This window comes from Mycoavidus cysteinexigens (genome assembly GCF_003966915.1).
Taxonomy (GTDB): Bacteria; Pseudomonadota; Gammaproteobacteria; order Burkholderiales; family Burkholderiaceae; genus Mycoavidus; species Mycoavidus cysteinexigens.
Genome location: NZ_AP018150.1, coordinates 2,133,111 through 2,157,281, shown reverse-complemented (window position 1 = coordinate 2,157,281; position 24,171 = coordinate 2,133,111). Strand labels below are relative to the sequence as shown.

General features: G+C 48.4%; 24 protein-coding genes and 1 tRNA gene. 12 read left to right on the top strand and 13 right to left on the bottom strand.

Translation table 11 applies throughout. The features are described 5' to 3' along the window. Positions 1-3 precede the first annotated feature (3 nt). From MCB1EB_RS09230 to MCB1EB_RS09215, 4 genes are read right to left on the bottom strand one after another with little or no spacing between them, the layout of a single operon-like run. Positions 4-402, bottom strand: a complete 399-nt coding sequence (locus tag MCB1EB_RS09230) for a hypothetical protein (RefSeq protein ID WP_045364932.1) — start codon at positions 400-402, stop codon at positions 4-6. After that, the gene (locus MCB1EB_RS09225; RefSeq protein WP_197721975.1) at positions 399-2,765 is read right to left on the bottom strand and encodes a DUF927 domain-containing protein; all 2,367 of its coding nucleotides are present in this window, start codon (positions 2,763-2,765) and stop codon (positions 399-401) included. Before MCB1EB_RS09225 ends, MCB1EB_RS09230 begins: the two co-directional genes overlap by 4 nt. Then, complete coding sequence (locus tag MCB1EB_RS09220) at positions 2,762-3,109, bottom strand: CHC2 zinc finger domain-containing protein (RefSeq protein ID WP_052394014.1); 348 nt, start codon at positions 3,107-3,109, stop codon at positions 2,762-2,764. The genes MCB1EB_RS09225 and MCB1EB_RS09220 overlap by 4 nt, the downstream gene beginning before the upstream one ends. 15 nt (positions 3,110-3,124) lie before the next feature. Further along, positions 3,125-3,364: a helix-turn-helix transcriptional regulator gene (locus MCB1EB_RS09215; protein ID WP_045364935.1), complete on the bottom strand. Its 240-nt coding sequence runs from the start codon at positions 3,362-3,364 to the stop codon at positions 3,125-3,127. A 161-nt stretch (positions 3,365-3,525) separates the two neighbouring features. Here MCB1EB_RS09215 and MCB1EB_RS09210 point away from each other — a divergent pair, with 161 nt between their 5' ends. Together MCB1EB_RS09210 and MCB1EB_RS09205 are read left to right on the top strand one after the other, a co-directional pair. Further along, the gene (locus MCB1EB_RS09210; protein WP_045364938.1) at positions 3,526-4,104 is read left to right on the top strand and encodes a hypothetical protein; all 579 of its coding nucleotides are present in this window, start codon (positions 3,526-3,528) and stop codon (positions 4,102-4,104) included. Between the two features lie 8 nt (positions 4,105-4,112). Then, a complete protein-coding gene (locus MCB1EB_RS09205; RefSeq protein ID WP_045364941.1) occupies positions 4,113-5,324 on the top strand; it encodes a tyrosine-type recombinase/integrase in 1,212 nt (403 codons plus the stop codon). An 84-nt stretch (positions 5,325-5,408) separates the two neighbouring features. Here the strand turns inward: MCB1EB_RS09205 and MCB1EB_RS09200 are convergent. The 8 genes from MCB1EB_RS09200 to MCB1EB_RS09165 all read right to left on the bottom strand — a co-directional run bounded on the left by MCB1EB_RS09200 (position 5,409) and on the right by MCB1EB_RS09165 (position 11,256). After that, positions 5,409-5,484 (bottom strand) — tRNA-Lys (locus tag MCB1EB_RS09200). Positions 5,485-5,540: 56 nt separating this feature from the next. Continuing rightward, entirely contained in the window at positions 5,541-6,347 is an 807-nt protein-coding gene (ybgF, locus tag MCB1EB_RS09195; protein ID WP_026921323.1) for a tol-pal system protein YbgF, read from the bottom strand. Positions 6,348-6,356: 9 nt separating this feature from the next. Further along, on the bottom strand, positions 6,357-6,875 hold the full coding sequence (gene pal, locus MCB1EB_RS09190; protein WP_045364945.1) for a peptidoglycan-associated lipoprotein Pal: 519 nt from the start codon (positions 6,873-6,875) through the stop codon (positions 6,357-6,359). 131 nt (positions 6,876-7,006) lie between these two features. Further along, on the bottom strand, positions 7,007-8,302 hold the full coding sequence (gene tolB / locus MCB1EB_RS09185; protein ID WP_045364948.1) for a Tol-Pal system beta propeller repeat protein TolB: 1,296 nt from the start codon (positions 8,300-8,302) through the stop codon (positions 7,007-7,009). 138 nt (positions 8,303-8,440) lie between these two features. Continuing rightward, positions 8,441-9,292: a cell envelope integrity protein TolA gene (gene tolA / locus MCB1EB_RS09180; protein WP_045364951.1), complete on the bottom strand. Its 852-nt coding sequence runs from the start codon at positions 9,290-9,292 to the stop codon at positions 8,441-8,443. After that, positions 9,289-9,732: a protein TolR gene (gene tolR / locus MCB1EB_RS09175; protein WP_026921319.1), complete on the bottom strand. Its 444-nt coding sequence runs from the start codon at positions 9,730-9,732 to the stop codon at positions 9,289-9,291. The genes tolA and tolR overlap by 4 nt, the downstream gene beginning before the upstream one ends. A 35-nt stretch (positions 9,733-9,767) precedes the next feature. Continuing rightward, positions 9,768-10,460 carry a protein TolQ gene (tolQ, locus tag MCB1EB_RS09170; protein ID WP_045364955.1) on the bottom strand — a complete coding sequence of 231 codons (693 nt, stop codon included), beginning with the start codon at positions 10,458-10,460 and terminating at the stop codon, positions 9,768-9,770. Positions 10,461-10,509: 49 nt separating this feature from the next. Beyond that, a complete protein-coding gene (locus MCB1EB_RS09165; RefSeq protein WP_026921317.1) occupies positions 10,510-11,256 on the bottom strand; it encodes an SDR family oxidoreductase in 747 nt (248 codons plus the stop codon). A 278-nt stretch (positions 11,257-11,534) separates the two neighbouring features. Here MCB1EB_RS09165 and glyA point away from each other — a divergent pair, with 278 nt between their 5' ends. From glyA to MCB1EB_RS09120, 9 genes are all read left to right on the top strand, one after another. Beyond that, complete coding sequence (gene glyA / locus MCB1EB_RS09160) at positions 11,535-12,782, top strand: serine hydroxymethyltransferase (RefSeq protein ID WP_026921316.1); 1,248 nt, start codon at positions 11,535-11,537, stop codon at positions 12,780-12,782. A gap of 6 nt (positions 12,783-12,788) precedes the next feature. Then, a complete protein-coding gene (gene nrdR / locus MCB1EB_RS09155; RefSeq protein ID WP_026921315.1) occupies positions 12,789-13,241 on the top strand; it encodes a transcriptional regulator NrdR in 453 nt (150 codons plus the stop codon). Positions 13,242-13,479: 238 nt separating this feature from the next. Further along, positions 13,480-14,448 carry an NAD-dependent epimerase/dehydratase family protein gene (locus tag MCB1EB_RS09150; RefSeq protein ID WP_045364958.1) on the top strand — a complete coding sequence of 323 codons (969 nt, stop codon included), beginning with the start codon at positions 13,480-13,482 and terminating at the stop codon, positions 14,446-14,448. A gap of 96 nt (positions 14,449-14,544) precedes the next feature. Next, entirely contained in the window at positions 14,545-15,546 is a 1,002-nt protein-coding gene (locus MCB1EB_RS09145; protein WP_045364961.1) for an MraY family glycosyltransferase, read from the top strand. Beyond that, positions 15,546-17,441: a nucleoside-diphosphate sugar epimerase/dehydratase gene (locus MCB1EB_RS09140; RefSeq protein ID WP_045364964.1), complete on the top strand. Its 1,896-nt coding sequence runs from the start codon at positions 15,546-15,548 to the stop codon at positions 17,439-17,441. The genes MCB1EB_RS09145 and MCB1EB_RS09140 overlap by 1 nt, the downstream gene beginning before the upstream one ends. A gap of 29 nt (positions 17,442-17,470) precedes the next feature. Continuing rightward, a complete protein-coding gene (locus MCB1EB_RS09135; RefSeq protein ID WP_045364967.1) occupies positions 17,471-18,274 on the top strand; it encodes an ABC transporter permease in 804 nt (267 codons plus the stop codon). A gap of 26 nt (positions 18,275-18,300) precedes the next feature. Beyond that, complete coding sequence (locus tag MCB1EB_RS09130; protein ID WP_045364970.1) at positions 18,301-19,026, top strand: ABC transporter ATP-binding protein; 726 nt, start codon at positions 18,301-18,303, stop codon at positions 19,024-19,026. A 32-nt stretch (positions 19,027-19,058) separates the two neighbouring features. Next, entirely contained in the window at positions 19,059-20,276 is a 1,218-nt protein-coding gene (locus tag MCB1EB_RS09125; RefSeq protein ID WP_045364973.1) for a rhamnosyltransferase WsaF family glycosyltransferase, read from the top strand. A 163-nt stretch (positions 20,277-20,439) separates the two neighbouring features. Beyond that, on the top strand, positions 20,440-21,297 hold the full coding sequence (locus MCB1EB_RS09120) for a glycosyltransferase family protein (protein WP_045364976.1): 858 nt from the start codon (positions 20,440-20,442) through the stop codon (positions 21,295-21,297). Between the two features lie 243 nt (positions 21,298-21,540). On the opposite strand, the gene galE is transcribed toward MCB1EB_RS09120, so the two are convergent. Further along, the gene (gene galE, locus MCB1EB_RS09115) at positions 21,541-22,572 is read right to left on the bottom strand and encodes a UDP-glucose 4-epimerase GalE (protein ID WP_045364978.1); all 1,032 of its coding nucleotides are present in this window, start codon (positions 22,570-22,572) and stop codon (positions 21,541-21,543) included. Between the two features lie 180 nt (positions 22,573-22,752). Here galE and MCB1EB_RS09110 point away from each other — a divergent pair, with 180 nt between their 5' ends. Further along, positions 22,753-24,135: a phosphomannomutase/phosphoglucomutase gene (locus tag MCB1EB_RS09110; protein WP_045364979.1), complete on the top strand. Its 1,383-nt coding sequence runs from the start codon at positions 22,753-22,755 to the stop codon at positions 24,133-24,135. Positions 24,136-24,171: the final 36 nt, after the last annotated feature.

Genomic DNA, 24,171 nt, shown 5'->3' with positions numbered 1-24,171 from the left:
TTGTCATACCTCCTCCAATGATTTAATCGCCAGCCGTTCAGCTTCGGCACGAGATAATTCACCATCAAATTCCATGATCGCTGCTCGCTCCTCAAATGCCTCCCGGTCAATTTCATTCATGCTTTTTTGCGTGGGGACATCGGGGACGATGGGGACAGCCTTATCCACACTGGCTTTATCTTGTCCCCAGCCGTTTTTTAGTTCTGGGGACACTGGGGACAAAATCGGGGAGCGTTGTAATACATTTTTCTCAGTCGATTGGGTTTGTCCCCAACTGTCCCCACTGTTTTTGGATAACTGGGGACAGCCTAAACCCTGACGAATACTCGCTGTCCCCGATGTCCCCAGCTGTCCCCCGCTGATTTCGATCGATTGCGAGAGCCAAGTAAAATTTAGCTTCATTCTTCCGCCTCCCACATATTAGAGGTGAAGACATACACTCGCGTAGGGGTTTCAATGCCTGGCAATCTAAGTTTTTGTGTGGTTCGATCTCCGCCTGGTGCAAGCCAACCTCGTGCAAGCAGAATGCGTTCAGCTATCTTAAGATCATACCCAGCACATAACTCGCGTTTAAACACTTCAGGCAAGACTAAAAACTCCCGTCCTCCTTTCGCACGAGCACGACAAAATCCAGCGCGTTGGAAAATACGTTGTTCGCTAAGCGCATTTACATCTTCAAAACGACTGCCGCCATGCGCTTCAAAGAAAGCGCGGATTTGCGCTAACAAGGTACTTTCTTCTCGGTTGCCTATCGCGCCAAAGGCTGCAAACCAAGTCATAAAGCAAGTCTTGGCTGCGCGCCCTGCCTCATGCTCAGGCCAGCCAGTTAGGCCATAGTGGCTGGCTAGCTCACCCGCTATCGCCACTAAAGCAAATCGTCGAGCCACGCGCTCTATTTGTCCAACTGCCTGGGCTGGCAAAACTTCTGACATAAATTGCTGGATCCCATCGCGGATAAAACGGGTGAGCGAAAGTTGATCACTCACGATTCGTTTAAGCCATGCCAATCCTACCTCGCCATACAGTTTCGCAGTCGCTTCCTTGATTGCCAAAGCCAACGCGCCTGGCGTATCGTAATGATGAAGTTGCTCGAATGCCCCCATCCCTGCACCTGCATCAATTTCTAGATCGGCTAGGCGAATTTCTTGTCCAGCATTGGTTTTCTTTCCGGCGCGGGCCATTAAGGCACTGAGAGACTCTTCTCCAGCACTTAAAAACATTAAACGCCAACGCTGCGCCGCTCGTGCTGTGCCATTGCGCGCCGCGCGCGCTTTGCCTTGCCCATTGGCGAGTAAATAAGCGGCTTGTCCAGCTTCTTTAGGGTCAATTTGGCTAAGCTCATCGAGAATCAGCAGATTATCGTTATGCAAGGCGGCGAGACCTTCTAAACCGTTTGCGGTGGCTCGCCACAGCCTTACATACGTCGATGGCTTGCCCCACACAGAAGCCGCCATTTTTAAAGCGGTTGATTTTCCTGAGGAGGATAGGCCGCGTAAATGAAAGCCGCCAGAGTCTTCATCGACGAGATGCGCCAAGGTACCTGCAAAAGCGACGGATAAGGCAAACACTAATCTATTATTTCCTAGGGCCAAAGATGCTACTCCCTCGCGCCATTCCTCGGCCGTACCTAAGGCCGCCAATGCGGGTTCGATCGCGTGCGTATTCTGAAAGACCACATGCTCTTCGGCCTCTCCAATCGTATAAGAGGGCGTCAGGTAAACATTTTCGTGCCAGCCAAGGCGATCCACACAACGCGCTCGCGTTTCTACTGACCACACTTTTAGATAAGCTGCGATCAAGTCACGTACTGCTTTATTTGGAGATAACTGCAATCCTCGGCGAGCTAATTCACGGCGCACATCCAGGCCGTCACCTTCTAACATTTCAAGAGGCATAGCCCATTGATGTCGTACGCCGTCGTCATCTTGCCAGGCCAGCAACCGCCCCCATTCACCGCTTTTGGCATCCCGCGTTTTTGCTACCACATACAAAGGGGAGCACAACCACAGCGGCGCTTTCTCGCGGCCATCTTTATCGGTGCCGATGAAGAGTACGCCGTGTTCTGATAACTCAAAGCGCCCATTGCTGTAAGCGCATTTAGTCGTATGGGCTAAGTCAGCCGAAGGGACATCGGTTTTGTCGACTAGCGACTTACTGCATGAGGGTTCTGTGCAAGCTAGCGCCAATACTTGGGCGGCGGTAGCCTGCGGGTTGGCATTGAGCCAATCGACAGCATCCGCTTTTGGCGCGAGTCTCAATGCGGTGATATCAATAACACGCACTGTGCAGCCTAGCGCTAATAAAGCGGTTTTTACCGTATCGGCATACTGTTTTCCCGCTTCATCATGGTCAGGCCAGATCGTTACCGATCGCTTGGCTAATACTTGCCAGTCTGCTTTTTCAGCAGAACCTGCCCCGCCGCTGGTGGTTGCAAGCACACTGATTTGCGCCAATCTATCCGCACACATTTCTCCCTCTACAACAATAACGGGTTCATCAGGCCGCGCGGCTAAATCATGCAGTCGATACAGCGGCTTACCTTTAGGAAAATTGGGTTCGCCTAACGTAAAGCTTCGGCCATTTAATTTCATCGGCCGAATCCACTTATCCCCCGTGTTAGGGTGTTTAGCACGGATACGCCAATAGCAAGGCTGACCATTGACGTCAGTGTAAGAGTGCAAGGCTTCCAATTGATAACCGTTGCACAACATTGATGCAGCAAATCGCTGTGCGGCGTGCTCAGGCGTGTTGTGCATGGGAATCATGGCTGACTTTCCCAAGCACCTAGAGCTTTAGCTGCCACCGCAAAGCCCAATCCATACCGTTGCCGATGAAAAGACAATACATCGCCGCCATGTGCGCCACAGGCCATGCAGCGAAAGCCGCCACTATCTAGCCTGACACGTAACGAAGGTTTGGTATCAGCGTGGAAAGGACATAGTGCAGTTTTCCATTCACCACCGCCGAAGAGCTTCAACCCTTGCGCGCAGAAATACTCTGCGGGTGATGGCAGCCGCTCGCGTCGAAAGGCACTTCGTTGCGCAAAAGAGGCATGATGCCAAAGCTTACTAATGGGAGCAACTCTCTGCACAGCGTGTGCACGATTCATGATTGACTCCTTAGGCTAAGACCGTTGAACGCTTTTTTGTGCTGTGCTGAGTACTCCGCCAGCGCTTAACCACGCATCTATGTCTTGTTTCCAGTACCAAACTTTCCCCAGCTTGACAAATTTCGGGCCAGTGCCAGCCGAGGCTTTCATCGCCAGCGTTTTAATCGATAAACCAATATATGCAGCAGCGTTTTTACGATCCATTCGACCATCAGGTAGAACTTCAACTTGGGAGAAGCGTAACGTATCAGACATCACTAGACCTTTTTATAGTTTAAGAAAACACGAGAATGATAATTGAAAAAATAGATTCAACATAGAACCTATGTGTTGTAATAGAACACAAAATCGTTTAAACTACAAAAATAGAATGTTGTAGAACCTGTGGCGTGAAGGACAAAGGAAAGGACAAATAAATGGAGCTACAAAAACGAAAGATCGGCGGAGCTAAAACCTCTCGCTCAGAAACTGTGACGGTGCGACTCGAACCCAAGCTACGTTACTTTGCTGAACTAGCTGCCCGTAGACAGCGTCGTACCCTTTCCAGTTTTATCGAGTGGACTATTCAGAAAGAGTTAGAAAAATTTTATCTAGAGGAGCCTTCTGAACATAGCAAAGGCGTGACCATGGTAGATTCAATGCATAAATTATGGGACGTAGATGAAGAAGTGCGCTTTATCAAATTAGGACTATATTTTCCAGATTTGATGACACATGAAGAGCAAATTGTGTGGAAATTAATTCGAGAAAATGGGGCGCTATGGTATGGCGCGTATACCGGGCTAAATAAAGAATGGATATGGCGGATAGAAGAGAAGAGTTTAGATTATGACTTACTCAGGGATCATTGGCCTATATTTTTCTCCGTGGCTCGAGGAGAGAGGGATCGGTCTGTTTTGCCCGAGTGGGAGCGCTTCAATCCCAATCCCAATTCCAATCCCTGTGTTGTTGATGATATAGGATTTTTTGGTCCAGAGGATGACGTCCCTTTTTGAGGCGGGTTATGGCAAAAACATTTAATAAACTCACCCGTCCCAACATGCGGAAGCTTACGTCGGGCGAAACACTTACTGAACAAGGTATTCGCTTTGAGCGTACCGCAGAGGGCGATGGTATTTTTACCGTCAACATTATGGTGAACGGTCAACGCATTCATCGCGTGGTCGGTCGTGAATCGGACGGCACCACCCGAACACAGGCTGAAGCATTTATCGCCCAAATTCGTACCGATGCTAAACATGATCGGTTATCTCTGCCCAAAGGGCGCAAGATTGCTCTGTCATTTCGAGATGCGGCAGCGAAATATCTGCATAAGCTCGAGCTTGAAGGGGGTAGAGATTTAAAAATGAAAAAAGCGCGGCTCGAAAGGCATTTGGTACCGTTTTTCGGAAATACGCCACTGTCAAAAATCACCGGCTTTGACATTGAACGTTATAAGAAGCAGCGCCACCAGGAGCCTTCTTTAAGAGGTGGAGATAGAGTTAGCAAGCGAACCAAAGAGGTAGGCATCTTACCTTGCGCGCAATCAAGTCAAGCGAAACCTGGCACCATTAACCGTGAACTTGCTGTCTTATCCCACCTGTTCAACAAAGCGCTTGAATGGGGATGGATTCAGTGCCAGCCAGCAAAAATCAAGCGCTATAAGGAAGGCGATGGCCGTATTCATTATTTGACAGTAGAGCAGGTCGCCAAACTCATTGAAGCCGCTAAAGCATCGAACAATCCGCAGCTTTATCCGTTTATTGTGACTGCTCTGGGAACAACGATGCGCCTGTCAGAGGTTTTAGCTATTCGCCGTGAAAATATTGATGTCGAAAAGCTTAGAATTTGGATTCCTCAAGCGAAGGCCGGCAGACGCGAGCAGCCTATTACAGCTCATTTAGCCCGTTTTTTAGCAGGCTACGTAGCAGCACTCCAGCCTGGCACGCCTTGGCTATTTCCATCACCTGCGGCAAAGTCGGGCCATACCGTCGATATTCGCAAGCCTTTTATTAAGGCTGTGATTGCTGCCGGTCTTGATCCTAATAATGTGGTGCGTCATACGCTGCGCCATACAGGCATTACACACCTGGTTCAGGCGGGTATAGACTTGCCCACTGTCAAACGAATCAGTGGACATAAAACATTGGCAATGGTTGAGCGGTATGCGCACCAGAACGGACAACACATTCAGGAGGCAATGGAAAAATTTGAGCAGAGGATGATGATTGCCTAGCTATTTTGCTGGCACGATTACACAGGAATTACACAAACTCAAATTACCTAAGACCTAAGAATTTGCGTAACCCTTTATATTCATTGGTAGGCCGTGCTGGGTTCGAACCAGCGACCAACGGATTAAAAGTCCGCTGCTCTACCAGCTGAGCTAACGACCCAAAGAAGAGCGGAATTATATTAATGAATACTAAAGTCTGTCAATCAAAATTCAATTTTAATGTATTTGCGTTAGCTTAGTTCGCGCATTCTTAGCCGCTTCGCTTGTGCCGTATTGTGCGATCACTTGCCTTAAAGTGTTGCGCGCCATGCTTTTTTTCCCTTGTTCAAGTTGATTTTGTGCAATTGAAAATAAAGCATCTGGTGCGCGCGGATGGGTTGGGTATTCTTTGACGACACTCTGCAGCATCTCGGTCGAGCGCTTGTAATCACGGAGTGCATAGAAAGCATTGCCAAGCCAGTAGCGCGCGGTGGGTTGGTATGCGCTTTTTGGATATTTCCAGAGGAAGCTTTTGAATGCGTTTGCAGCGCGGGCAAAATCGCCTTTTTGAAATTGCGCTAACGCTGCTTTAAAGGCATTTGCCTCGCTAAGTTGCGCTGCTGCATCTGGCACGCCATTAGCAGGTTGTTGTGGCTGCTGTTCTGGCTGTTGTTGCTGTTGCGGCTCAACTCTCTTCAAACGCCCGTCGAGATCGGTGTAAAAATCTTTCTTGGCTTTTTGCATATCGACTAGCTGGTTAACTAGTATTTCGTTTTGGCCGCGTAAAGTTGCAACTTGTTGTTGAAGTTGTTCGAGTTGGTTTGCTTGATTGAGAATGGTGCGTTGCGCAGCAGATAATTGGTCGGCCAAGTTATCGGTTCGTGTGCGTAAATCGAGCACGGCCCGACGTGCTTCATCATCGTCAAATAGACCAGCCTGCGCTGGCGTTATTGCGTTAAGTAGCAGCGCACTGATGGCTATGGTAGCGAGCGCGCTGCGTAGCCTAGCGCAATCAAAGTAGGAAGATAGAGATAGGCGGGTCATGGTTGGCAATTAGGGTTGATAAACGAGATCTGCGCGACGATTTTGGGCCCAGGAAGTTTCGTTATGTTCAATCGCTAGGGGTTTTTCTTTACCTAGGCTGACGGCTTCCATTTGAGTGTCCGACACTCCCATCAAAGATAAAGTACGACGTACGGCTTCTGCACGCTTTTGGCCGAGCGCGAGATTATATTCACTGGTGCCGCGTTCGTCGGTATTGCCTTGGATCAGAATGCGCTGCTGTGGGTGGCTCTTCAGATATTGCGCATGTTGTTGCAACAGTTGTTGGTGTTCGTCATTGACGATGTAGCTATCAAGCTCAAAATAGACGCTGCGCTTTGCCAACGGGTTGTTGGGATCGCTCAGTGGATCGATCGTGGTTTGCGTTGTGTCGGCTGGTTGGGTTTGTGTACCGGTCGCGTCGGGGTTATTTCCAGCCCCTGCATTGGGGTCGAGCTTCACGCCTGATTGACAGGCAGCGAGTGCGCCGATGAGAAGAGTGGCGAAAACTAGACGAAGCTTTGACGTCATTTTTTAACTCCTAAAGGTTTAACAAAAATAATTCGTGCTGCGTTTTTGGCCTAAATCGGTGTGCTGTGTGACGCAAGAACGCTCGTTCACACTATAACCGCCCCTTATTTTTTTATCTTTGCGTTTGTCAATTATTGAGTAAAAGGCCCCCAAGAAGGCTCGCGTATATCGCCGTCTTTAATCGATAGGATTTGACGTGTGCGGCCGTCAGTAGAGACCGCAGCGAGTACGCCACGTTGCTCTACACGGGTTGCATACAGAATATATTTACTGTTAGCCGAGAAGCTAGGAGATTCATCATAGTGGGTGTCGGTTAGGGCAATCGTCTCGCCTGTGCTGAGCTCTTGTATATACAGTTTGAGCGCGCCGTTTACGCGTGAAATGTACGCCAGTAGTTTGCCATCTGGGCTCAGGCGTGGGCTGGTGTTTTCACTGCCTTTGAAAGTCATGCGCTGGGCAGCGCCGGTATTGGCTTCGCCATGGATCGACATGCGGTAGATTTGTGGCGCGCCGCCACGATCACTGGTGAAATAAATATATTGCCCATCTGGAGAAAAGCGTGGTTCAGTATCGATGCTGTGGCTGTTTGAGAGACGGCGTAAACCGCTGCCATTGGCGTTGATCAGGTAAATTTGCGTGTTGCCAGTCAAGGAAAGGGCAACGGCAAGCTGATTACCATCGGGTGACCAAGCGGGCGCGCTATTATTCCCTTTTTGATTTGAGGCGACGATACGCTGTTCTGAAACTAAATCCTGGACATAGATGACAGGTTTTTTGCGTTCAAATGACACGTAAGCAACTTTTGTGCCATTAGGCGACCAGGCTGGCGAAATAATCGGTTCGGAGCTGGTCAGAACGGTGCGCGCGTTTTGCCCATCTGAGTCGGCGCGTTGGAGTTGATAACGGCCGCTCGTGCGCGTGACATAGGAGATACGAGTTGCAAAAATTCCGCGTTCACCCAGTAATTTCTGGTAGATATAGTCGGCGATTTTATGCGCGCTTAAGCGTAGCTCGCTGGCTGGGCTAACGAGGGAGAGCCCGCTGAGATCTTGTTGTTTGACTGTATCGTAGAGTCGAAAGCGCACCTCATACTGACCATTGGCTAAGTGGGTAACGCTACCGGTCACAAGGGCGTCAGCGCCTTTTGCGCGCCAACTGTTTAAGTCCACGGCGTTGGTTTCAGAGATCGGCGTTAGGCCCGCATTGAGGTTAGTAAACCGGCCGCTACGGGCTAAATCAGCACGAATAATTTCGCTAACTTGCTGAGGCGCCGCGCCTTCATCGCGAAAATTTGCGATGGCAATTGGCAAGAAATTTGAGCCAACGCCAGCAATATCAATATTCAGTTGTGCGTGCGCGGCAGTTGTGGCTGCAAACAAGCAGCCTATGGTTACCGTTCTAAGAATAAACTGGATGATCAGATTCATAATGAATTTAGGTTGGTATTTTGTCTCAACTACAAGACTATGGTAACAGGTAGCAAAATAGCATGACACGATAGCGTGGCGAAAGCTTTGTGTGTTGCATATAGGGCCTCTAATTCGGCTAGTAGGACAAGCCTTAGCTTAATCATTGAGGCGATAGGTAAAAGTAAAGCTAGACGGAGCTTTACCATCGCTATCGCGCGGCATAGGGTCGGATTTTTGTACAGCACGCAATACGGCATCGTCCCATCCTGGATTGCCGCTAGTTTTTGTGATTTGTGCATTTAGGATCGTGCCATCAGGGGCGCATTGCACGGATACAACAGCTTGTGGATTGCCATCAGTGGAGTCTGCGCTGAATGCCATATTTGATTTAACGTGCCGTCGTACTTTATCGACATAGCCGGCTGAACTGTGGCCGCCAGCGCCAGTGCTTGATCCGTTTGTGCTCATGCCAGCGGCAGAGGGACTTTGGCCGGCAAGACCCTGGAGCGCTAAGAGACGCGCTTGGCGTTGCTGTTTTGCCGCTTCCTGAGCTTTTTGCTGCGCCTGGAGGGTTTTCTGTTGCTCGGCAAGTTGCAGTTTACGTTGTGCTTCTCGCGTTTTCTTCTCTTTCTCTTGTGCCGCCTGTTGTTGACGCTCTTGCAACTTCTGCGCTGCTTGCCGTTGCTTGAGCTGCGCTAACTGTTGTTGCTGTGTGGTTTCTGGCTTAGAGGGTTTGGTTTGCTGGAGAGCGATTTCGGCCTGCTCGGGTTGATGGGGCGCTGGCGCGGTTTGATCTACAATTGCGGGGGCCGGCGTAGCTTTAGATGTTGTTTCAGGCGGGGCGCTCCATAACTCGGCCTCGGCGCCTGCAGGCGGGTTACTTTGCCAGCGGATGCCATAAAATAGAAAAGCGAATAATAAGGTGTGCATTAGCACGGCGCAGACAAGCGCGCGCCGAGTGCCGCGTTCGCGTGGTGGGCTAAATGGAGAGGGCGTGTCGTGTTTCATTTTGATGCTTGAACGTATAGGCCAACGCGCTTGATGCCCCAAGTTTTCAGATCGGACATAACGCTTATGACGGTTTGATATTGGATATTTTTATCGGCTGCGATTACTACGGGTTGATCCGGAGCTAAAGCTTGCTGTTTTTGTAAGAAGTTTTCTAACTCAGCTTTTGACAGCGTGTCTTCGCGCATCTTGCCGCCATTTTGATAGCTGATTGACAGTTGTCCATTGGCGTGGATGTTGAGCGTAATGGGTGGCGCGGGTTGGGCGAGTGCGGCATTGCCGACGCTCGGCAAATTGATGACCGAGGGTGTTACAAGCGGTGCTGTCACCATAAAGATAACGAGCAATACGAGCATCACATCAATATAAGGCACGACATTAATTTCAGCCATTGCGCGGCGACGGCTACGCATCGTAGAACGGATAGAAGCGGCGGGCATAAGAGGATTCTCTGAAAGCGATTATATTTGTAAATTTAAGGCTGAGTATGTGTTTGACGTTGCAAAATATTTGAAAACTCTTCAATAAAAGTCTCAAAACGCATGGATAGCCGGTCTATATCGTGCGCGTAGCGATTGTAGGCGATGACCGCTGGAATCGCGGCAAATAGACCAATTGCAGTTGCAACCAGCGCTTCAGCAATGCCAGGCGCAACATTCGCAAGCGTGGCTTGCTGGACGTTAGCTAAGCCGCGAAATGAGTTCATAATGCCCCACACAGTACCAAACAGACCGATATACGGGCTGACCGAACCCACCGATGCTAAAAAAGAGAGATTCGCTTCAAGCACGTCCATTTCACGCTGAAAAGCAGCGCGCATGGCGCGCCGGGCGCCGTCTAAAATGGCGCTCGCGTCATGCATATTTTTTTCTTTGGTTTTTAAGAATTCACGCATGCCGGATTCAAAAATCCGCGCTAGCGCGCCTGCGTTGTGGCGTTGATCAATCGTACCCTGATAGAGGGTCTGTAAATTCCCACTCGCCCAAAAATCATGTTCAAAACGCTCCGTTTGCGCGCGCGCGTTGCGTAAGGCAAACCACTTTTTAAAGATAAATGTCCATGACACTAACGAGAGCGTTAGCAATAATGCCATGACGGCTTGCACCAATACGCTGGCATGAAGAATCAGAGAGAAGATGGATAAATCTTGGGTAGAGGAGGTGATCATAGAGAGCGCAAAACAGATGAAATAAGGGGGTGAATTAGGCTGAAGGGTCTTATTTCCGATGCACAGGTAAGGCGCTAAATGATTGAGCAACGGGCATCAGTTCTATATTGTTGATGTTAACGTGCGCGGGTCGGTTGGTGACCCAATAAATCGCTTCGGCAATATCTTCTGCGGTCAACGCCTGTACATTTTGGTACAGTGTAGCGGCTTTTTGATCATCGCCGTTAAAGCGCACATTTGAAAATTCAGTACCGCCGCATAAGCCAGGCTGAATGTCTGTCACTCGCACTGCAGTGCCTGCAAGGTCAGCGCGTAAATTAAGGCTGAAGTGCTTGACGAAGGCTTTGCTAGCGCCATAGATATTACTGCCTGGGTAGGCATAATTGGCGGCAATCGAGCTTATATTTACAATATGGCCTCGATTACGTTTAATCATAGCGGGCAAAAAAGCATGCGTCATGCGTACGAGACCGTTGATATTGGTGTCTATCATGGTTTGCCAATTCTCAAGCGCGGCTTCTTGCGCAGGGGCTACGCCAAGCGCTAAACCGGCGTTATTGATGAGTACGTCAACTTCGGCAAAGTCAGGCGGCAGCGAGCCAGGCAGCGCTGCAATCGCAGCGTGATCACGTACATCAAGTGGGATTGGCAACAAGCGCTCACCGATTTCGTCGGCCAGCGCTTGCAATCGATCCGCGCGGCGGGCAGTCGCAACTACGCGATGGCCCGCTTGGGCGAAAGTTTTCGCGATAGCTTGGCCAAAGCCAGCAGAAGCTCCAGTAATAAGTACGATCATATTGTGGTGCACCTTATTGTATGATTGAGGTTTTCTCCGCCAGTTATGCGCATTGCTCCCTAGAATGGGTAGAGCAAAAAGGGGAGAGTTTTTATAGCAAACGCAGCATAGCGCTGAGTTCGCGGCAGCAGATTCTTACTATGAAAGGTTCTGCATAATTTAAAGACTACTAAGAATTTTGTGTAAGATGATCAGTGAATCATATCAAAATGTTCGTTCGCTTGTACTTCAAAGCGGTTTTTTCGGTCCAGTTACCTTGACTCATTAAAGACGTTCCCATGTTTGACAAAACCAAGCACACTATCGCCAATATTGATCCTGAATTATGGCAGGCAATCCAGCAAGAAGACCAGCGCCAAGAGGCTCATATTGAGTTGATTGCATCGGAAAACTATACAAGCCCGGCGGTGATGGCCGCGCAAGGTTCGCAATTGACGAATAAATATGCGGAAGGCTATCCGGGCAAGCGTTATTACGGTGGCTGCGAATATGTTGATAAGGTTGAGCAGCTTGCGCTTGAGCGCGTCAAAAGGTTGTTTGGCGCTGAGGCGGCGAATGTGCAGCCGAATTCTGGCTCGCAAGCCAATCAAGGGGTCTTTTTTGCGATGCTAAAGCCAGGCGATACCATTCTGGGCATGAGTTTGGCGCATGGTGGACATTTAACGCACGGCTCGCCGGTCAATATGTCCGGCAAATGGTTCAATGTGGTGAGCTATGGTCTAAATGAGGCTGAAGATATCGACTATGAGGCGGTCGCCCAACTGGCTAAAAAGCATACTCCAAAATTAATGATTGCAGGTGCCTCAGCGTTTTCATTGCGGATTGATTTTGCGCGTTTAGCGAGTATTGCAAAGTCGGTCGGCGCGTATTTTATGGTAGATATGGCCCATTATGCTGGCTTGATTGCGGCCGGCCTTTACCCCAATCCAGTGCCCCATGCTGATTTCGTGACGACAACCACGCATAAAAGCTTGCGTGGCCCGCGCGGGGGCGTCATTTTGATGAAAGCCGAATACGAAAAAGTGATTAACTCGGCGATTTTTCCGGGTATTCAGGGTGGTCCGCTGATGCATGTGATTGGCGCAAAAGCGGTTGCATTCCAAGAGGCGCTGGCGCCAGAATTCAAGCAATATCAGCAGCAAGTGCTAGATAACGCAAAGGTGTTGGCCGAAACGTTGGTTAAGCGCGGGTTGCGGATTGTTTCGGGACGCACTGAAAGCCATCTGATGCTGGTCGATTTGCGCGCGAAGCAAATTACGGGTAAGGCGGCTGAAGCCGCCTTAGGCGCTGCGCATATTACGGTGAATAAAAACGCCATTCCCAATGACCCGGAAAAACCCTTTGTGACAAGCGGTATCCGTTTAGGTTCGCCGGCCATGACCACGCGTGGTTTCAAAACTGCCGAAGCTGAACAGGTGGGGCATTTAATTGCAGATGTGTTAGAGGCGCCCGACGATGCCAATACCCTTGAGCGGGTGCGTGGCCAGGTTGCCGCATTGACCAAACGCTTTCCGGTATATCGTTAAGCTGTTATGCGCTGTCCCTTCTGTCGTCATGAGGACACCCACGTGGCCGATTCTCGGCTGGCGGAGGATGGCGCCGCCATTCGCCGTCGCCGGCGTTGTCCAGGATGCGATAAGCGCTTCACAACTTATGAGCGAGCCGAGCTAGCCTTGCCCGCGGTGGTAAAAAAAGAGGGTAGTCGGGTTGAGTTTGATCGCCATAAGATAGCGGCGAGCATGCAACTGGCGTTACGTAAACGCCCAGTGAGCGCAGAGGCGGTGGATGATGCTATTGCACGGATTGAGTATCAACTGTTAAGCGCAGGAGAACGTGAGATCAATAGCGATAAGCTGGGTGAGTTAGTCATGCATGAGCTGCGCCAGCTTGATAAAATTGCCTACGTGCGTTTTGCATCGGTTTATCGAAGCTTTGAAGATATTTCCGAGTTTCAACAAGTTATTAAAGAAATTAAGCAGTTATAAACCACTGGGCCGTTGCCTCGTAAGCGTTAATCTGTTTTCCCCATAAGATGAACCTCATTATGCGCCGCTCTATAAAAAATCCGTAACCAATTGATTATAAAAGGTTTTTTTAATTTAAATTCAACATAAAAAATCAATTAGTTAGAAATTTATGTGGAATGATATGCATTAGATATATTCGTATTTAGAGTATTGGGCCTATAATGACGCTTTTGCCGCCTGACTGTGTAATAAATTGATGAATGTTCTTGTAACTGGCGCTAACGGTTTTATTGGCCGTGCTGTATGCCGTAAACTGCTGGCCATAGGGCATTCAGTCAATACGCTAGTGCGGCGCGCCAGCAGCGAAGGGAGTCCTGTGCCAGAGCTGGTGCATGAGGCGGCCGATTTTGCTGATATAGAAAGTACTTTGCTAGGCGTGGCGCCGCCACAGGTTGTGATTCACTTGGCCGCGCGCGTACATCTAGTGCGCGATACATCGTCAGCGCCATTAGAAGCATTTCGCGCTACTAACGTGAGCGGCACATTGCGGGTTGCGCAGGCTGCAGCCCGAGCTGGGGCGCATCGCTTTATTTTTATGAGTAGCGTCAAAGCGCTAGGTGAAGTGGAGCCTGGCAGACCGTGGCGCGAAGAAGATTTGCCCGCGCCAACGGATCCTTACGGCATTTCCAAATATGAAGCTGAAAAGGCATTGACTGTACTCGGTCGTGAGACAGGTATGGAAATTGTGATTGTGCGTCCGCCATTGGTATATGGCCCAGGCGTGCGCGCGAATTTTCTGCAGCTCATGCGGGCTATTCAGCGTGGTTTTCCGCTCCCGTTGGGTGCTGTGCAGGCCCAGCGTAGCTTTATTTATATCGAAAACCTTGCCGATGCGATTGCTCAATGTGTAAGCCATGCAGCGGCAGCTAACCGAGTTTTTCATGTCAGCGATGGCATTGACTTATCCGTTGCACAGCTTGTGCTTGAGCTTGGCCGTGTTTTAGACGCGCCAGCCCGATTATGGCAGGTGCCATTGCCTTGGCTGATTTGGCTGGGTCGTTTAACGGGGCAGACAATGCAGATGAATCGTTTGCTTCAGCCGTTACGCCTCGACATCACGCAAATGCGCACGGTTTTAGGTTGGTCGCCACCGTATGCTATGGAGGTAGGGTTGTTGCGTACTGCAACCTGGTATCAAGAACCTGGGATGGCCGTAGTAAAATGAGAGTGGACAGCCTTGCTAGCTTAGCATTGACAAAAATAAAAAAGGGCGGCTAGATCACTAACCAATTTTGTATGATTTTGTCAAATTTTACCTACTATGATTGATGCTTCCGTTATTTGGCTTCAATTACCGAGCTTGGCGTTAGTTGCCGCCGTGCTGGTTGCCGCCATTTTGCGGGGTTTGCTGGCGCTAGAAAAAGTACGGCAATTTGCCCCTGATGTACCCAATCATCGTTCGCTGCATACCCAGATTACGCCCCGGATTGGCGGATGGGCTATGGTGCCGATCATTGTGCTAGGCATGCTCGGTTGGGCGCGGACCTTGTGGCCCATTGCATTGGCTGCATTATTCGTGGCTTTCGTATCACAATTTGATGATCGGCGCGGCCTTTCCGCGCGCGTGCGCTTTGCCGCTCATGGGCTGGCCGTGCTGACGGTAATGTTGGGCTTTTCTCTATCGCTAGCTGGTTGGAAATTGGTATTGATCGTATTTTTATTGCTGTGGTTGATCAATTTATACAATTTTATGGACGGTGCTGATGGTTTGGCCGGCGGTATGACGTTTTTTGGGTTCAGCGCATACGCAATCGCCGCCGCTAGCGCGGCTCCTGATTTGGCGGGTGGCGCTGCTTTAGTGGCGGGAGCAGCGGCTGGTTTTTTAGTATTTAATTGGCCGCCGGCGCGCGTGTTTTTAGGTGACGCAGGATCGGTGCCATTAGGCTTTTTAGCTGGCGCGCTGGGCTTTTTAGGTTGGTTGCGCGAAGTTTGGCCGTTTTGGTTTCCAGCGTTAGTGTTCTCGCCATTTATCGCTGACGCATCGGTGACGCTCTGTAAGCGGCTATTGCGTGGCGAAAAATTTTGGCAAGCGCATCGTACGCATTACTATCAGCGGATGATTCAAATGAATGGCAGCCATCTTGGTCCAGTCCGAATGGCGTATGGGTTAATGGCGGTGAGTGCGGTGTTGGCGCTGATTAGTATGCAAATGCCAATAGGTATTCAGTGGACGATGCTTGCCGCATGGGGGTTGATATTGATTTCATTGGGATGGCGTATTGATTGCCGTTGGCGTCAATACATTCAGGAAGGAACGTACTGATGTTTTTTCGGCTTAAAAACACTTGGCTCTCTTCGATTGTATTCTTTTTTGATCTGAGCGCAGTTATCATAGCTTGGGTAGCGGCTTATCTTGTCCGCTTTAATGGCGAGGTGCCGCAAGAATTTAAAGAAAGTGCGCTGTGGGCATTGGTTTGGGTGTTGCCGATTCATGGCTTGGCTTTTCGCATATTGGGCTTATATCGCGGCATTTGGGGTTTTGCGAGCTTGCCAGATTTACTGCGCATCGTGCGCGCGGTTGTAGCCAGCACCTTTGCGGTTATGATCGGCGCAGCAATGCTTCAGCCGGCTCCGATCATACCGCGTTCGGTGTTTATCGTAGCTCCTATTTTTCTGTTTCTAATTATGGGGGGCGCGCGGATCTTCTATCGAACTCTCCGGGAGTTCTATCGGTATGGCGGTCTGATCGCCCAAGGCAAGCCGGTGCTTCTGTTAGGTGCGGGCAGTGCGGGCGCAAGCTTAGTGCGTGAATTAATGCGCTCAAGTGAATGGCGTCTAGTTGGGTTGCTGGATGATGACTCTACTAAACACGGTCGTGAGATTCAAGGGTATAAAATACTGGGTTCGATTAATGAGCTGCAACGCTGGGCCAGCGAGCTTAAGGCTGACCATGTGATTATTGCCATGCCATCGGCGCCGCTTGAGGTGCACCGGCAGGTGACTACGTTGTGCGTACGGGCGGGAGTAAATGTAATGGTGTTGCCTGCATTAGCACCGCTTACGCAAGGACACACTTTTCTGTCACTTATACGGCCGGTTAATTTAGAAGATCTTTTAGGCAGGGAACCCATTGCGATTGACAGCGCCCATGTTGAGGCGCTTCTCAAAGATCGGGTGGTAATGGTAACCGGTGCTGGTGGTTCGATTGGCTCTGAACTATGTCGGCAAATCTTGCGCTTTGCTCCTGCGCAATTAATTGCGTTTGAGCTTTCTGAATATGCAATGTATACATTGACCGAGGAATTGCGCGAGAAATTTCCTGAACTCTCGGTAGTGCCCGTGATAGGAGATACAAAAGACGCTTTATTGCTTGATCAAGTTATGCAGCGCTACGCTCCACATATCGTTTTTCATGCGGCGGCTTACAAACACGTACCGCTTATGGAGGAATTAAATGCCTGGCAAGCGGTGCGGAATAATGTACTGGGTACATATCGGGTGGGGCGTGCAGCGATTCGCGCCGGCATTAAACATTTTGTGCTGATTTCAACTGATAAAGCAGTCAACCCAACTAACGTAATGGGCGCGAGTAAGCGTTTGGCTGAAATGGCATGCCAGGCACTACAACAGACCACCCAGTTTACTCAGTTTGAGACGGTGCGCTTTGGCAATGTGTTAGGTAGTGCAGGCAGCGTGGTGCAAAAATTCCAAAAGCAAATTGCTAAAGGAGGGCCCGTGACCTTAACGCACCCAGAAATTACGCGCTTTTTTATGACGATCCCTGAAGCATCGCAGTTGGTATTACAAGCGTCAAGCATGGGGCAGGGTGGTGAAATTTTCATTCTCGATATGGGGCAACCGGTACGTATCGTTGATTTAGCGCGTGATTTGGTTCGGCTCTCTGGGCTGACTGAGGATCAAGTCAAATTTACATATACTGGTTTACGTCCTGGCGAGAAATTGTATGAAGAACTGCTCGCATGTGATGAAACAACTCGTCCGACACCGCATATAAAATTACGTATTGCGCGTGCCAGGGAGGTCCCTAGCTCATTCCTGGACGAGGTGCTGCCGTGGCTGACGCAACGGCGGATCTTAGCCGATGCTGAGGTGCGGCGTGATTTACGGCGCTGGGTTCCAGAGTATTCTCCGCTCGTGGGACCAATGCTGGCAAGTGTGCCTGAAGCTGTTGGGTATGTTCAAGTTGCGCATGAATAACTCTTTATAAAATCAATGGACTATTTTGTATGGCAACCGTTTCAACTAAAAGACATTTTCCCGCACTGGAAGACATCAGGGAGGCGATGCAAAAAGCATCGCTGATTTTTTTTATGGCATGGAGTGACGTCAGCGCACGCTATAAACGTAGTGTGTTAGGTCCCTTCTGGTTAACGTTAGGCACGGCGGTAGGTACAGTAGGACTTGGCTTTATTTGGAGTGAATTATTCAAAATTGATCGTAGCACTTTTATTCCTACGTTAACTTCTGGTTTAATCATTTGGCAGTTCATTGCAGGTTGCATTATCGAAGCGCCTACCTTATTCAACCGTCAGGCAGCGATTATTCGTAATTTAGTTTTGCCGCTTTCGATTCATCCTATTCAGTTAGTGTTTAAAAATCTAATCAACTTGATGCATAATTTGCCAGTTTACTTTGTGGTGGCTATAGTATTTCAGGTTAATTTCACTTATTATTCACTGCTGCTCTTGCCCTGCTTGATTTTGGTCGTCGCCAATTTACTTTGGATTACCTTAATGCTTGGTTTATTGGGTGCTAGACTGCGGGATCTCGAGTATTTAGTAGCGGCGGTGATGCCGATTTTGATGTTCTTGAGTCCGGTGATGTATCGACCGAATTATTTGCCTTTTAGTCAGAAGTTGATGTGGCTTAATCCGTTTTCCCATTTGATTGAAATAGTACGCGCCCCTTTATTAGGAATACCGCCTTCTTTATTGGTTGTTTATACCAATCTTGCTCTCTGTATATTGGGTTGGTCAGTGACGCTCATTTTCTTTAATAAGAAAAAAACGCGTGTAGCGCTTTGGGTGTAGTCACACATAATCTATGATAGTTGTTTATGGCTAGTTTAATATTTAATAACGTTACGGTTCAATATCCGATCTATAACAGTCGAAGCCGATCGCTGCGTAATCAGCTTGTGCGTATTAGTACGGGTGGGCGGATTGAAAGTGAAGCAGGACAGATTCAGATTGTGACTGCCCTCAAAGAGGTTAACTTTGAGCTTAAAAATGGCGATGCAGTTGGGTTAGTGGGCCATAACGGTGCTGGCAAAAGTACAATGCTGCGCACGATGGCGGGAATTTATACACCAATTTCTGGAGAAATTACACGAAAAGGCACGGTCGCGACCGTGCTTGAGATGGGAGCGGGGATGGATCCCGAGCTTACCGGCTATCAAAATATCACCCGCATGGCTGTTTTAATGGGCATGTCAATTGCCGAAATTCAAAAGAAAACCCATGAAATTGAGGAGTTCACTCAATTAGGAGGGTTTTTACATTTACCCGTCAGAACTTATTCAGCCGGCATGGCGACGCGCTTAATGTTTGCGGTAGCGACTTCAAAACAACCGGATATATTATTGGTTGACGAGGTTTTTGGGACGGGTGATGCTGAATTTCAAACTAAGGCGAAGGAACGGATGGAGGCATTAATTTCATCGGTAGGAATCTTTGTCTTCGCTTCGCATAGTACGGAGTTAGTTCGTAGTTATTGCAATCGGTTTTTTAAACTTGAGCATGGTTGTGTGGTTGAAATTGGGGCGGCTGAGCTCCCAGACTGAATTAGACCATTTAACATTTAAGAGAATAGCTTGTGGCAAAAATTGCGTGGCTTATCCCTCCTCTGATGGAGGGTTCAGGGGGACACAGGACTATTTTGCAGCATGCGTTTGCGTTAGAAGCACGCGGGCATGAGTGCGCTTTATATATAGAGGGCACAGCTCCATCTAAAAAAAGTGCAATTAAGCAAATTGAAGTAATGTTTGGCTATTGTTTTGCTAATGCTGTTTATGGTTGGGAGAATATCAAGCCCGCCGACTTAGCTATGGCGACTATGTGGTATACAGCTGCTATCGTACGGAGCTTACCATTTCCTTGCCTGAAAATGTATTTTGTACAAGATTATGAGCCCTACTTTTATCCGATGGGCGATAACTATTTAATGGCAGAGAGTTCGTACACTTATGGGCTGACGCCAGTGACAATTGGTCGCTGGTTATCGCATGAACTTAAAAAGCGTTTCAATATTGAGAGCTATTATTTCGAATTTGGGGCAGATTTATCAGTCTATAAGCCGCTGCCAAATATCGAAAAAGAATTAGCCGTCTGCTTTATTTACCAACCAGGAAAACCACGCCGTTGCGCTCGTATTGGACTTGAGGCGCTTAGTATTGTAAAGCATAAAATGCCAGAAGTTAAAATCTACCTTTATGGTTCTCAAGAAAAGGGGCATATCGGGTTTGAACACGAGCATTTGGGTTTACTAAACTTACATGATTGCAACGCACTATATAACCGGAGCGCCGTGGGGCTCTGTTTAAGCTCGTCAAATCCGTCACGCATTCCGTTTGAAATGATGGCGGCTGGCCTACCTCTCGTTGAGATGTGGCGTGAGAACACTCTATATGATCTGCCAGTAGAAGCGGTAATGTTATGTCTGTCGACGCCAGAGGCGATTGCTGAAGGCATTTTAACGTTACTTCAAGATGAGCAACAACGCATCCAGATGGGTAAAGCGGCTGCAGCGTTTATGTCAGAAAGGCCATTATCTATTGAAACGAATCGATTTGTTGAGGTGACGGAAATAGAGTTGCGAGGCAAGTCATCGTCAAATGACACGCCTGAACGTATATATACGAAGGGGCCAATTGTATCTGGGCTACGAGTTGGCACGTTGTTGCCAGCATTACATCAGCAACTGAGAACGTCGCTGAAAGGTTATGTTTACTCACTGCATCCGCTATTGAGATGTCCTATATTATGGGGTGCTAGAATAGCACGCCGAATAGTACAGTGGTTTCTAAAAAAATAGATGAATAAAAGTGTATCGGCTTAGAGCAGTAGATGTTTGGGATATTTTATTAAGACGTATTTGTCATCCAGGTTTTATTCAACTTGCGATCGCGCGTTATATGGTAAATCAATGTCATACTGAAGACTGTACCGGTTAGATAGGAATCGTAAAAGGTACTACTATGTTGCATGTTGACTTATCTGTGTCGGTCGTGATCTTTAAACCGAATTTAATTCTATTAAATCGGACACTCGAGAGCCTACGCCTCGCGATTTTTTATTTGCGGGCTCGGCGCAATCGCGCTTTATCGATTTCTATTGCATTAGTGAATAATGGCGCTGACGTTATGCCTGATACATGGGCTAGCGTTTTTAAGCGAGATGCGATTGAATATAAAGTGATTGCTGGTCATGGCAATATTGGTTATGGGCGAGGGCATAATCTCGCCATCGAATACTTAGCCAGTGATTTCCACCTTATTTTGAATCCAGATGTCGAGATGGCGGAAGACGCACTGATTCACGCATTGAATTTTTTCGACAAGCATCCTGAGATTGGGTTGCTCGCTCCACATGTGTCGGGCCAAGATGGCATGACTCAATATTTGTGCAGACGTTATCCGACAGTGCTGGATTTGTTTGCTCGTGGTTTTCTGCGAGGTAAGGCGCAAGCTTTATTTGCGCAACGGCTTGCGCGTTATGAATTACGTGACTTGATCATAGCCAAATCGACCACGCATGAGCAAGCTAATCAAATGACAGATACATTTATTTCACCGAAAATTATCAGCGGCTGCTATATGATTTTTAGGATGGATGTATTAAAAAAATTGAATGGCTTTGACCCTCGCTATTTTCTGTATTTTGAAGATTATGATTTGAGCCTACGCGCGAGCGCAATAGCTAGAATTGCTTATGTGCCAGCGATACGTATTGTTCATTTCGGCGGTGATGCCTCTAAAAAGGGCTGGCGCCATATTCGTATGTTTACCATCTCGGCCTATCGGTTTTTTAACCGTTTCGGGTGGCGCTGGCTGTGACCTAGTTTGCCGTTGCCTCTATTGGGCCTAAGGCTGTGCATAATAATTTGACTTAGAGCGACTGAGGGCGGTGAGTCCAGTTAACGCTTATCTGAAGCTCGCAAAGCAACCAGTCATCGTGTAGTGAGCGGGAAGCATTTTAGTCGCGATAAGACTGAATAGAAGCTATCGGCCTGTGGACTAGCAGTCGGCTGCCGGCTTGCGAGCCTTTGTAGATGAGAAGGTTAAACCGATTGAACCGATTTATTCTAAATACCCATGTGGATTATTTACCTGCCAGCGCCACTGATCCGCACACATCCGCTCGATCTCATACGCAGCCCGCCAGCTCATAACCTGCTGTGCGGCGCTAGGGTTGGTATAGTATGAGGCAATATCACCGGCGCGGCGCGCGACAATTTCATAAGGGATTCTACGCTTACTCGCCATCTCAAATGCGCGGACTATTTCAAGCACACTATAACCACGCCCAGTCCCAAGGTTAACCGTGAAGCCTAGATTACGCTTGGCGAGCGTATCAAGTGCCGCGAGATGTCCGCGCGCAAGATCAACTACATGAATATAATCGCGCACCCCTGTGCCGTCAGGTGTTGGCCAATCTCCACCAAAGATTTTCAATTGCTTGAGTTTGCCAATCGCGACTTGCGCGATATAGGGCATCAAATTATTAGGCACATCGTTTGGATCTTCGCCGATTAGCCCGCTCTCATGCGCGCCTACAGGATTAAAATAACGCAAAGCCGCAATTTTCCAAGTTGTATCTGTGGCTGCTAAATCACGCAGAATTTGCTCAGCCATGACTTTAGTGTGTCCATAGGGATTGGTTGCTGACAGTGGAAATGACTCATCAATCGGCACAGAATTTGGATTGCCATAGACGGTTGCCGACGAACTAAAAATAAAATTCTTCACATTGCATGTATTCATTGTTTCAAGCAAGGTGAGAAGGCTGTCCATATTATTACGGTAATATTGGAGCGGCTGCGCAACGGACTCACTTACGGCTTTTAGTGCAGCAAAATGAATCACAGCTTGGATCGCATATGCTTTGAACACGCGCGTGAGGGTATCCCGATTGCGCACATCGGCTTCAAAGAATGGTAAAGTTTTGCCGGTGATACGTTCAATACTTTTGAGCGCTCCACGTTTGCTGTTGCTCAGATTGTCGACCACAACCACCTCATAACCGGCATTCAGCAGCTCAACACAAGTGTGTGAGCCAATATACCCTGTGCCGCCTGTGACTAAAATGGTTCCTTTATGATTTGCTAGCATATTTCTTTGTTGGTTAAATTAAAGAGAGGTAGGCGGAAGTACATTAGGCTATGATTCGCACATTGCATGAATTCTATTTCAGAGAGATAGATATGAATTGAGGCTGTATTATAAATTGCATACCCATTAGCTTCTGAAAAGATAGTTTTTTTATTTGCTTTTTTAAGACTTTTTCATTCCATGATTTCAAACTCAATTTTCAAAGCATACGATATTCGTGGCATTGTTGGTCAAACACTGGATACGAGTGTTGCGCACAGCATTGGCTTGGCGTTTGGGAGCGAAGTGCGCGCTCTTGGTGGCGATGCAGTTGCAATCGGCCGTGACGGACGTTTATCCGGCCCCGAGTTGTCCAAAGCGTTGGCCGATGGCTTGCGTGCAGCCGGGGTTGATGTCATCGATTTGGGCTTAGCGCCAACACCGCTTGGCTATTTTGCAACCCATGTGCCACTAAATGGTCGTCAAGTCGATTCTTGCATTGTGGTAACGGGTAGTCATAATCCGCCTAATTACAATGGCTTTAAAATGGTGCTGCGTGGTGCGGCGATCTATGGCGAGCAAATTCAAGCGTTGTATAAACGCATTGTGGCTAAAGAATTTACTGTAGGGCAGGGTAGCTATCAGACGCATGATTGTGTGGCAGCGTATATCGAGCGGATTGTGAGCGATATTAAGCTTGCACGCCCATTAAAAGTGGTCGTTGACTGCGGCAATGGGGTAGCCGGTGCGATTGCGCCGCGTCTTTTTAGAGCGCTCGGGTGCGAAGTGCATGAGCTTTTTTGTGAGGTGGATGGTCATTTTCCGAATCATCATCCGGATCCGGCTCGCCCTGAGAATCTGCAGGATGTGATTGATGTATTGGCAGCAGGTGATGCAGAAATTGGCTTTGCATTTGATGGCGATGGTGACCGGCTAGGTGTAGTTACCAAAGATGGCCAGATTATCTATCCAGACCGCCAGTTGATGTTGTTTGTGCGTGATGTGTTATCGCGCCATGTAGGCGGGCAGATTATCTATGACGTAAAATGCACACGTAAGCTTGCACCATGGATACGGACACATGGCGGTGAGCCATTGATGTGGAAGACAGGTCATTCACTGATTAAAGCAAAGCTGCGCGAAACCGGTGCGCCGCTTGCGGGTGAAATGAGTGGACATATCTTTTTTAAAGATCGCTGGTACGGCTTTGATGATGGCCTTTATACGGGGGCGCGGTTACTTGAAATACTGTGTCGCACGGATGACCCGAGTGCGTTACTTAATGGGCTACCGGATTCGATTGCAACCCCTGAGTTGCAAATAAAATTAAGCGAGGGAGAAAATTTTAAGCTGATTGAAGAATTGCAAAAATCGGCGCGCTTTAATGGAGCCAATGAAATAGTGATGATTGATGGTTTGCGGGTTGAATATCCAGATGGTTTCGGTCTGGCGCGAGCATCCAATACTACGCCTATGATTGTGCTGCGCTTTGAAGCAGATGATGAAGAAGCGCTTGAGAGGATCCAACGAGATTTTCGCCGCGTGATTCTGGCGAAAAAGCCTGATGCTAAACTGCCTTTTTAAGCGCTTTTAACAAAAAAGCACCCAAGTATAATTTTC

Bases quoted from the DNA above. Each gene is read 5' to 3' on its own strand.
- MCB1EB_RS09230 (WP_045364932.1), bottom strand. From the start codon at position 402: ATGAAGCTAAATTTTACTTGGCTCTCGCAATCGATCGAAATCAGCGGG.
- MCB1EB_RS09225 (WP_197721975.1), bottom strand. From the start codon at position 2,765: ATGATTCCCATGCACAACACGCCTGAGCACGCCGCACAGCGATTTGCT.
- MCB1EB_RS09220 (WP_052394014.1), bottom strand. From the start codon at position 3,109: ATGAATCGTGCACACGCTGTGCAGAGAGTTGCTCCCATTAGTAAGCTT.
- MCB1EB_RS09215 (WP_045364935.1), bottom strand. From the start codon at position 3,364: ATGTCTGATACGTTACGCTTCTCCCAAGTTGAAGTTCTACCTGATGGT.
- MCB1EB_RS09210 (WP_045364938.1), top strand. From the start codon at position 3,526: ATGGAGCTACAAAAACGAAAGATCGGCGGAGCTAAAACCTCTCGCTCA.
- MCB1EB_RS09205 (WP_045364941.1), top strand. From the start codon at position 4,113: ATGGCAAAAACATTTAATAAACTCACCCGTCCCAACATGCGGAAGCTT.
- ybgF (WP_026921323.1), bottom strand. From the start codon at position 6,347: ATGACCCGCCTATCTCTATCTTCCTACTTTGATTGCGCTAGGCTACGC.
- pal (WP_045364945.1), bottom strand. From the start codon at position 6,875: ATGACGTCAAAGCTTCGTCTAGTTTTCGCCACTCTTCTCATCGGCGCA.
- tolB (WP_045364948.1), bottom strand. From the start codon at position 8,302: ATGAATCTGATCATCCAGTTTATTCTTAGAACGGTAACCATAGGCTGC.
- tolA (WP_045364951.1), bottom strand. From the start codon at position 9,292: ATGAAACACGACACGCCCTCTCCATTTAGCCCACCACGCGAACGCGGC.
- tolR (WP_026921319.1), bottom strand. From the start codon at position 9,732: ATGCCCGCCGCTTCTATCCGTTCTACGATGCGTAGCCGTCGCCGCGCA.
- tolQ (WP_045364955.1), bottom strand. From the start codon at position 10,460: ATGATCACCTCCTCTACCCAAGATTTATCCATCTTCTCTCTGATTCTT.
- MCB1EB_RS09165 (WP_026921317.1), bottom strand. From the start codon at position 11,256: ATGATCGTACTTATTACTGGAGCTTCTGCTGGCTTTGGCCAAGCTATC.
- glyA (WP_026921316.1), top strand. From the start codon at position 11,535: ATGTTTGACAAAACCAAGCACACTATCGCCAATATTGATCCTGAATTA.
- nrdR (WP_026921315.1), top strand. From the start codon at position 12,789: ATGCGCTGTCCCTTCTGTCGTCATGAGGACACCCACGTGGCCGATTCT.
- MCB1EB_RS09150 (WP_045364958.1), top strand. From the start codon at position 13,480: ATGAATGTTCTTGTAACTGGCGCTAACGGTTTTATTGGCCGTGCTGTA.
- MCB1EB_RS09145 (WP_045364961.1), top strand. From the start codon at position 14,545: ATGATTGATGCTTCCGTTATTTGGCTTCAATTACCGAGCTTGGCGTTA.
- MCB1EB_RS09140 (WP_045364964.1), top strand. From the start codon at position 15,546: ATGTTTTTTCGGCTTAAAAACACTTGGCTCTCTTCGATTGTATTCTTT.
- MCB1EB_RS09135 (WP_045364967.1), top strand. From the start codon at position 17,471: ATGGCAACCGTTTCAACTAAAAGACATTTTCCCGCACTGGAAGACATC.
- MCB1EB_RS09130 (WP_045364970.1), top strand. From the start codon at position 18,301: ATGGCTAGTTTAATATTTAATAACGTTACGGTTCAATATCCGATCTAT.
- MCB1EB_RS09120 (WP_045364976.1), top strand. From the start codon at position 20,440: ATGTTGCATGTTGACTTATCTGTGTCGGTCGTGATCTTTAAACCGAAT.
- galE (WP_045364978.1), bottom strand. From the start codon at position 22,572: ATGCTAGCAAATCATAAAGGAACCATTTTAGTCACAGGCGGCACAGGG.
- MCB1EB_RS09110 (WP_045364979.1), top strand. From the start codon at position 22,753: ATGATTTCAAACTCAATTTTCAAAGCATACGATATTCGTGGCATTGTT.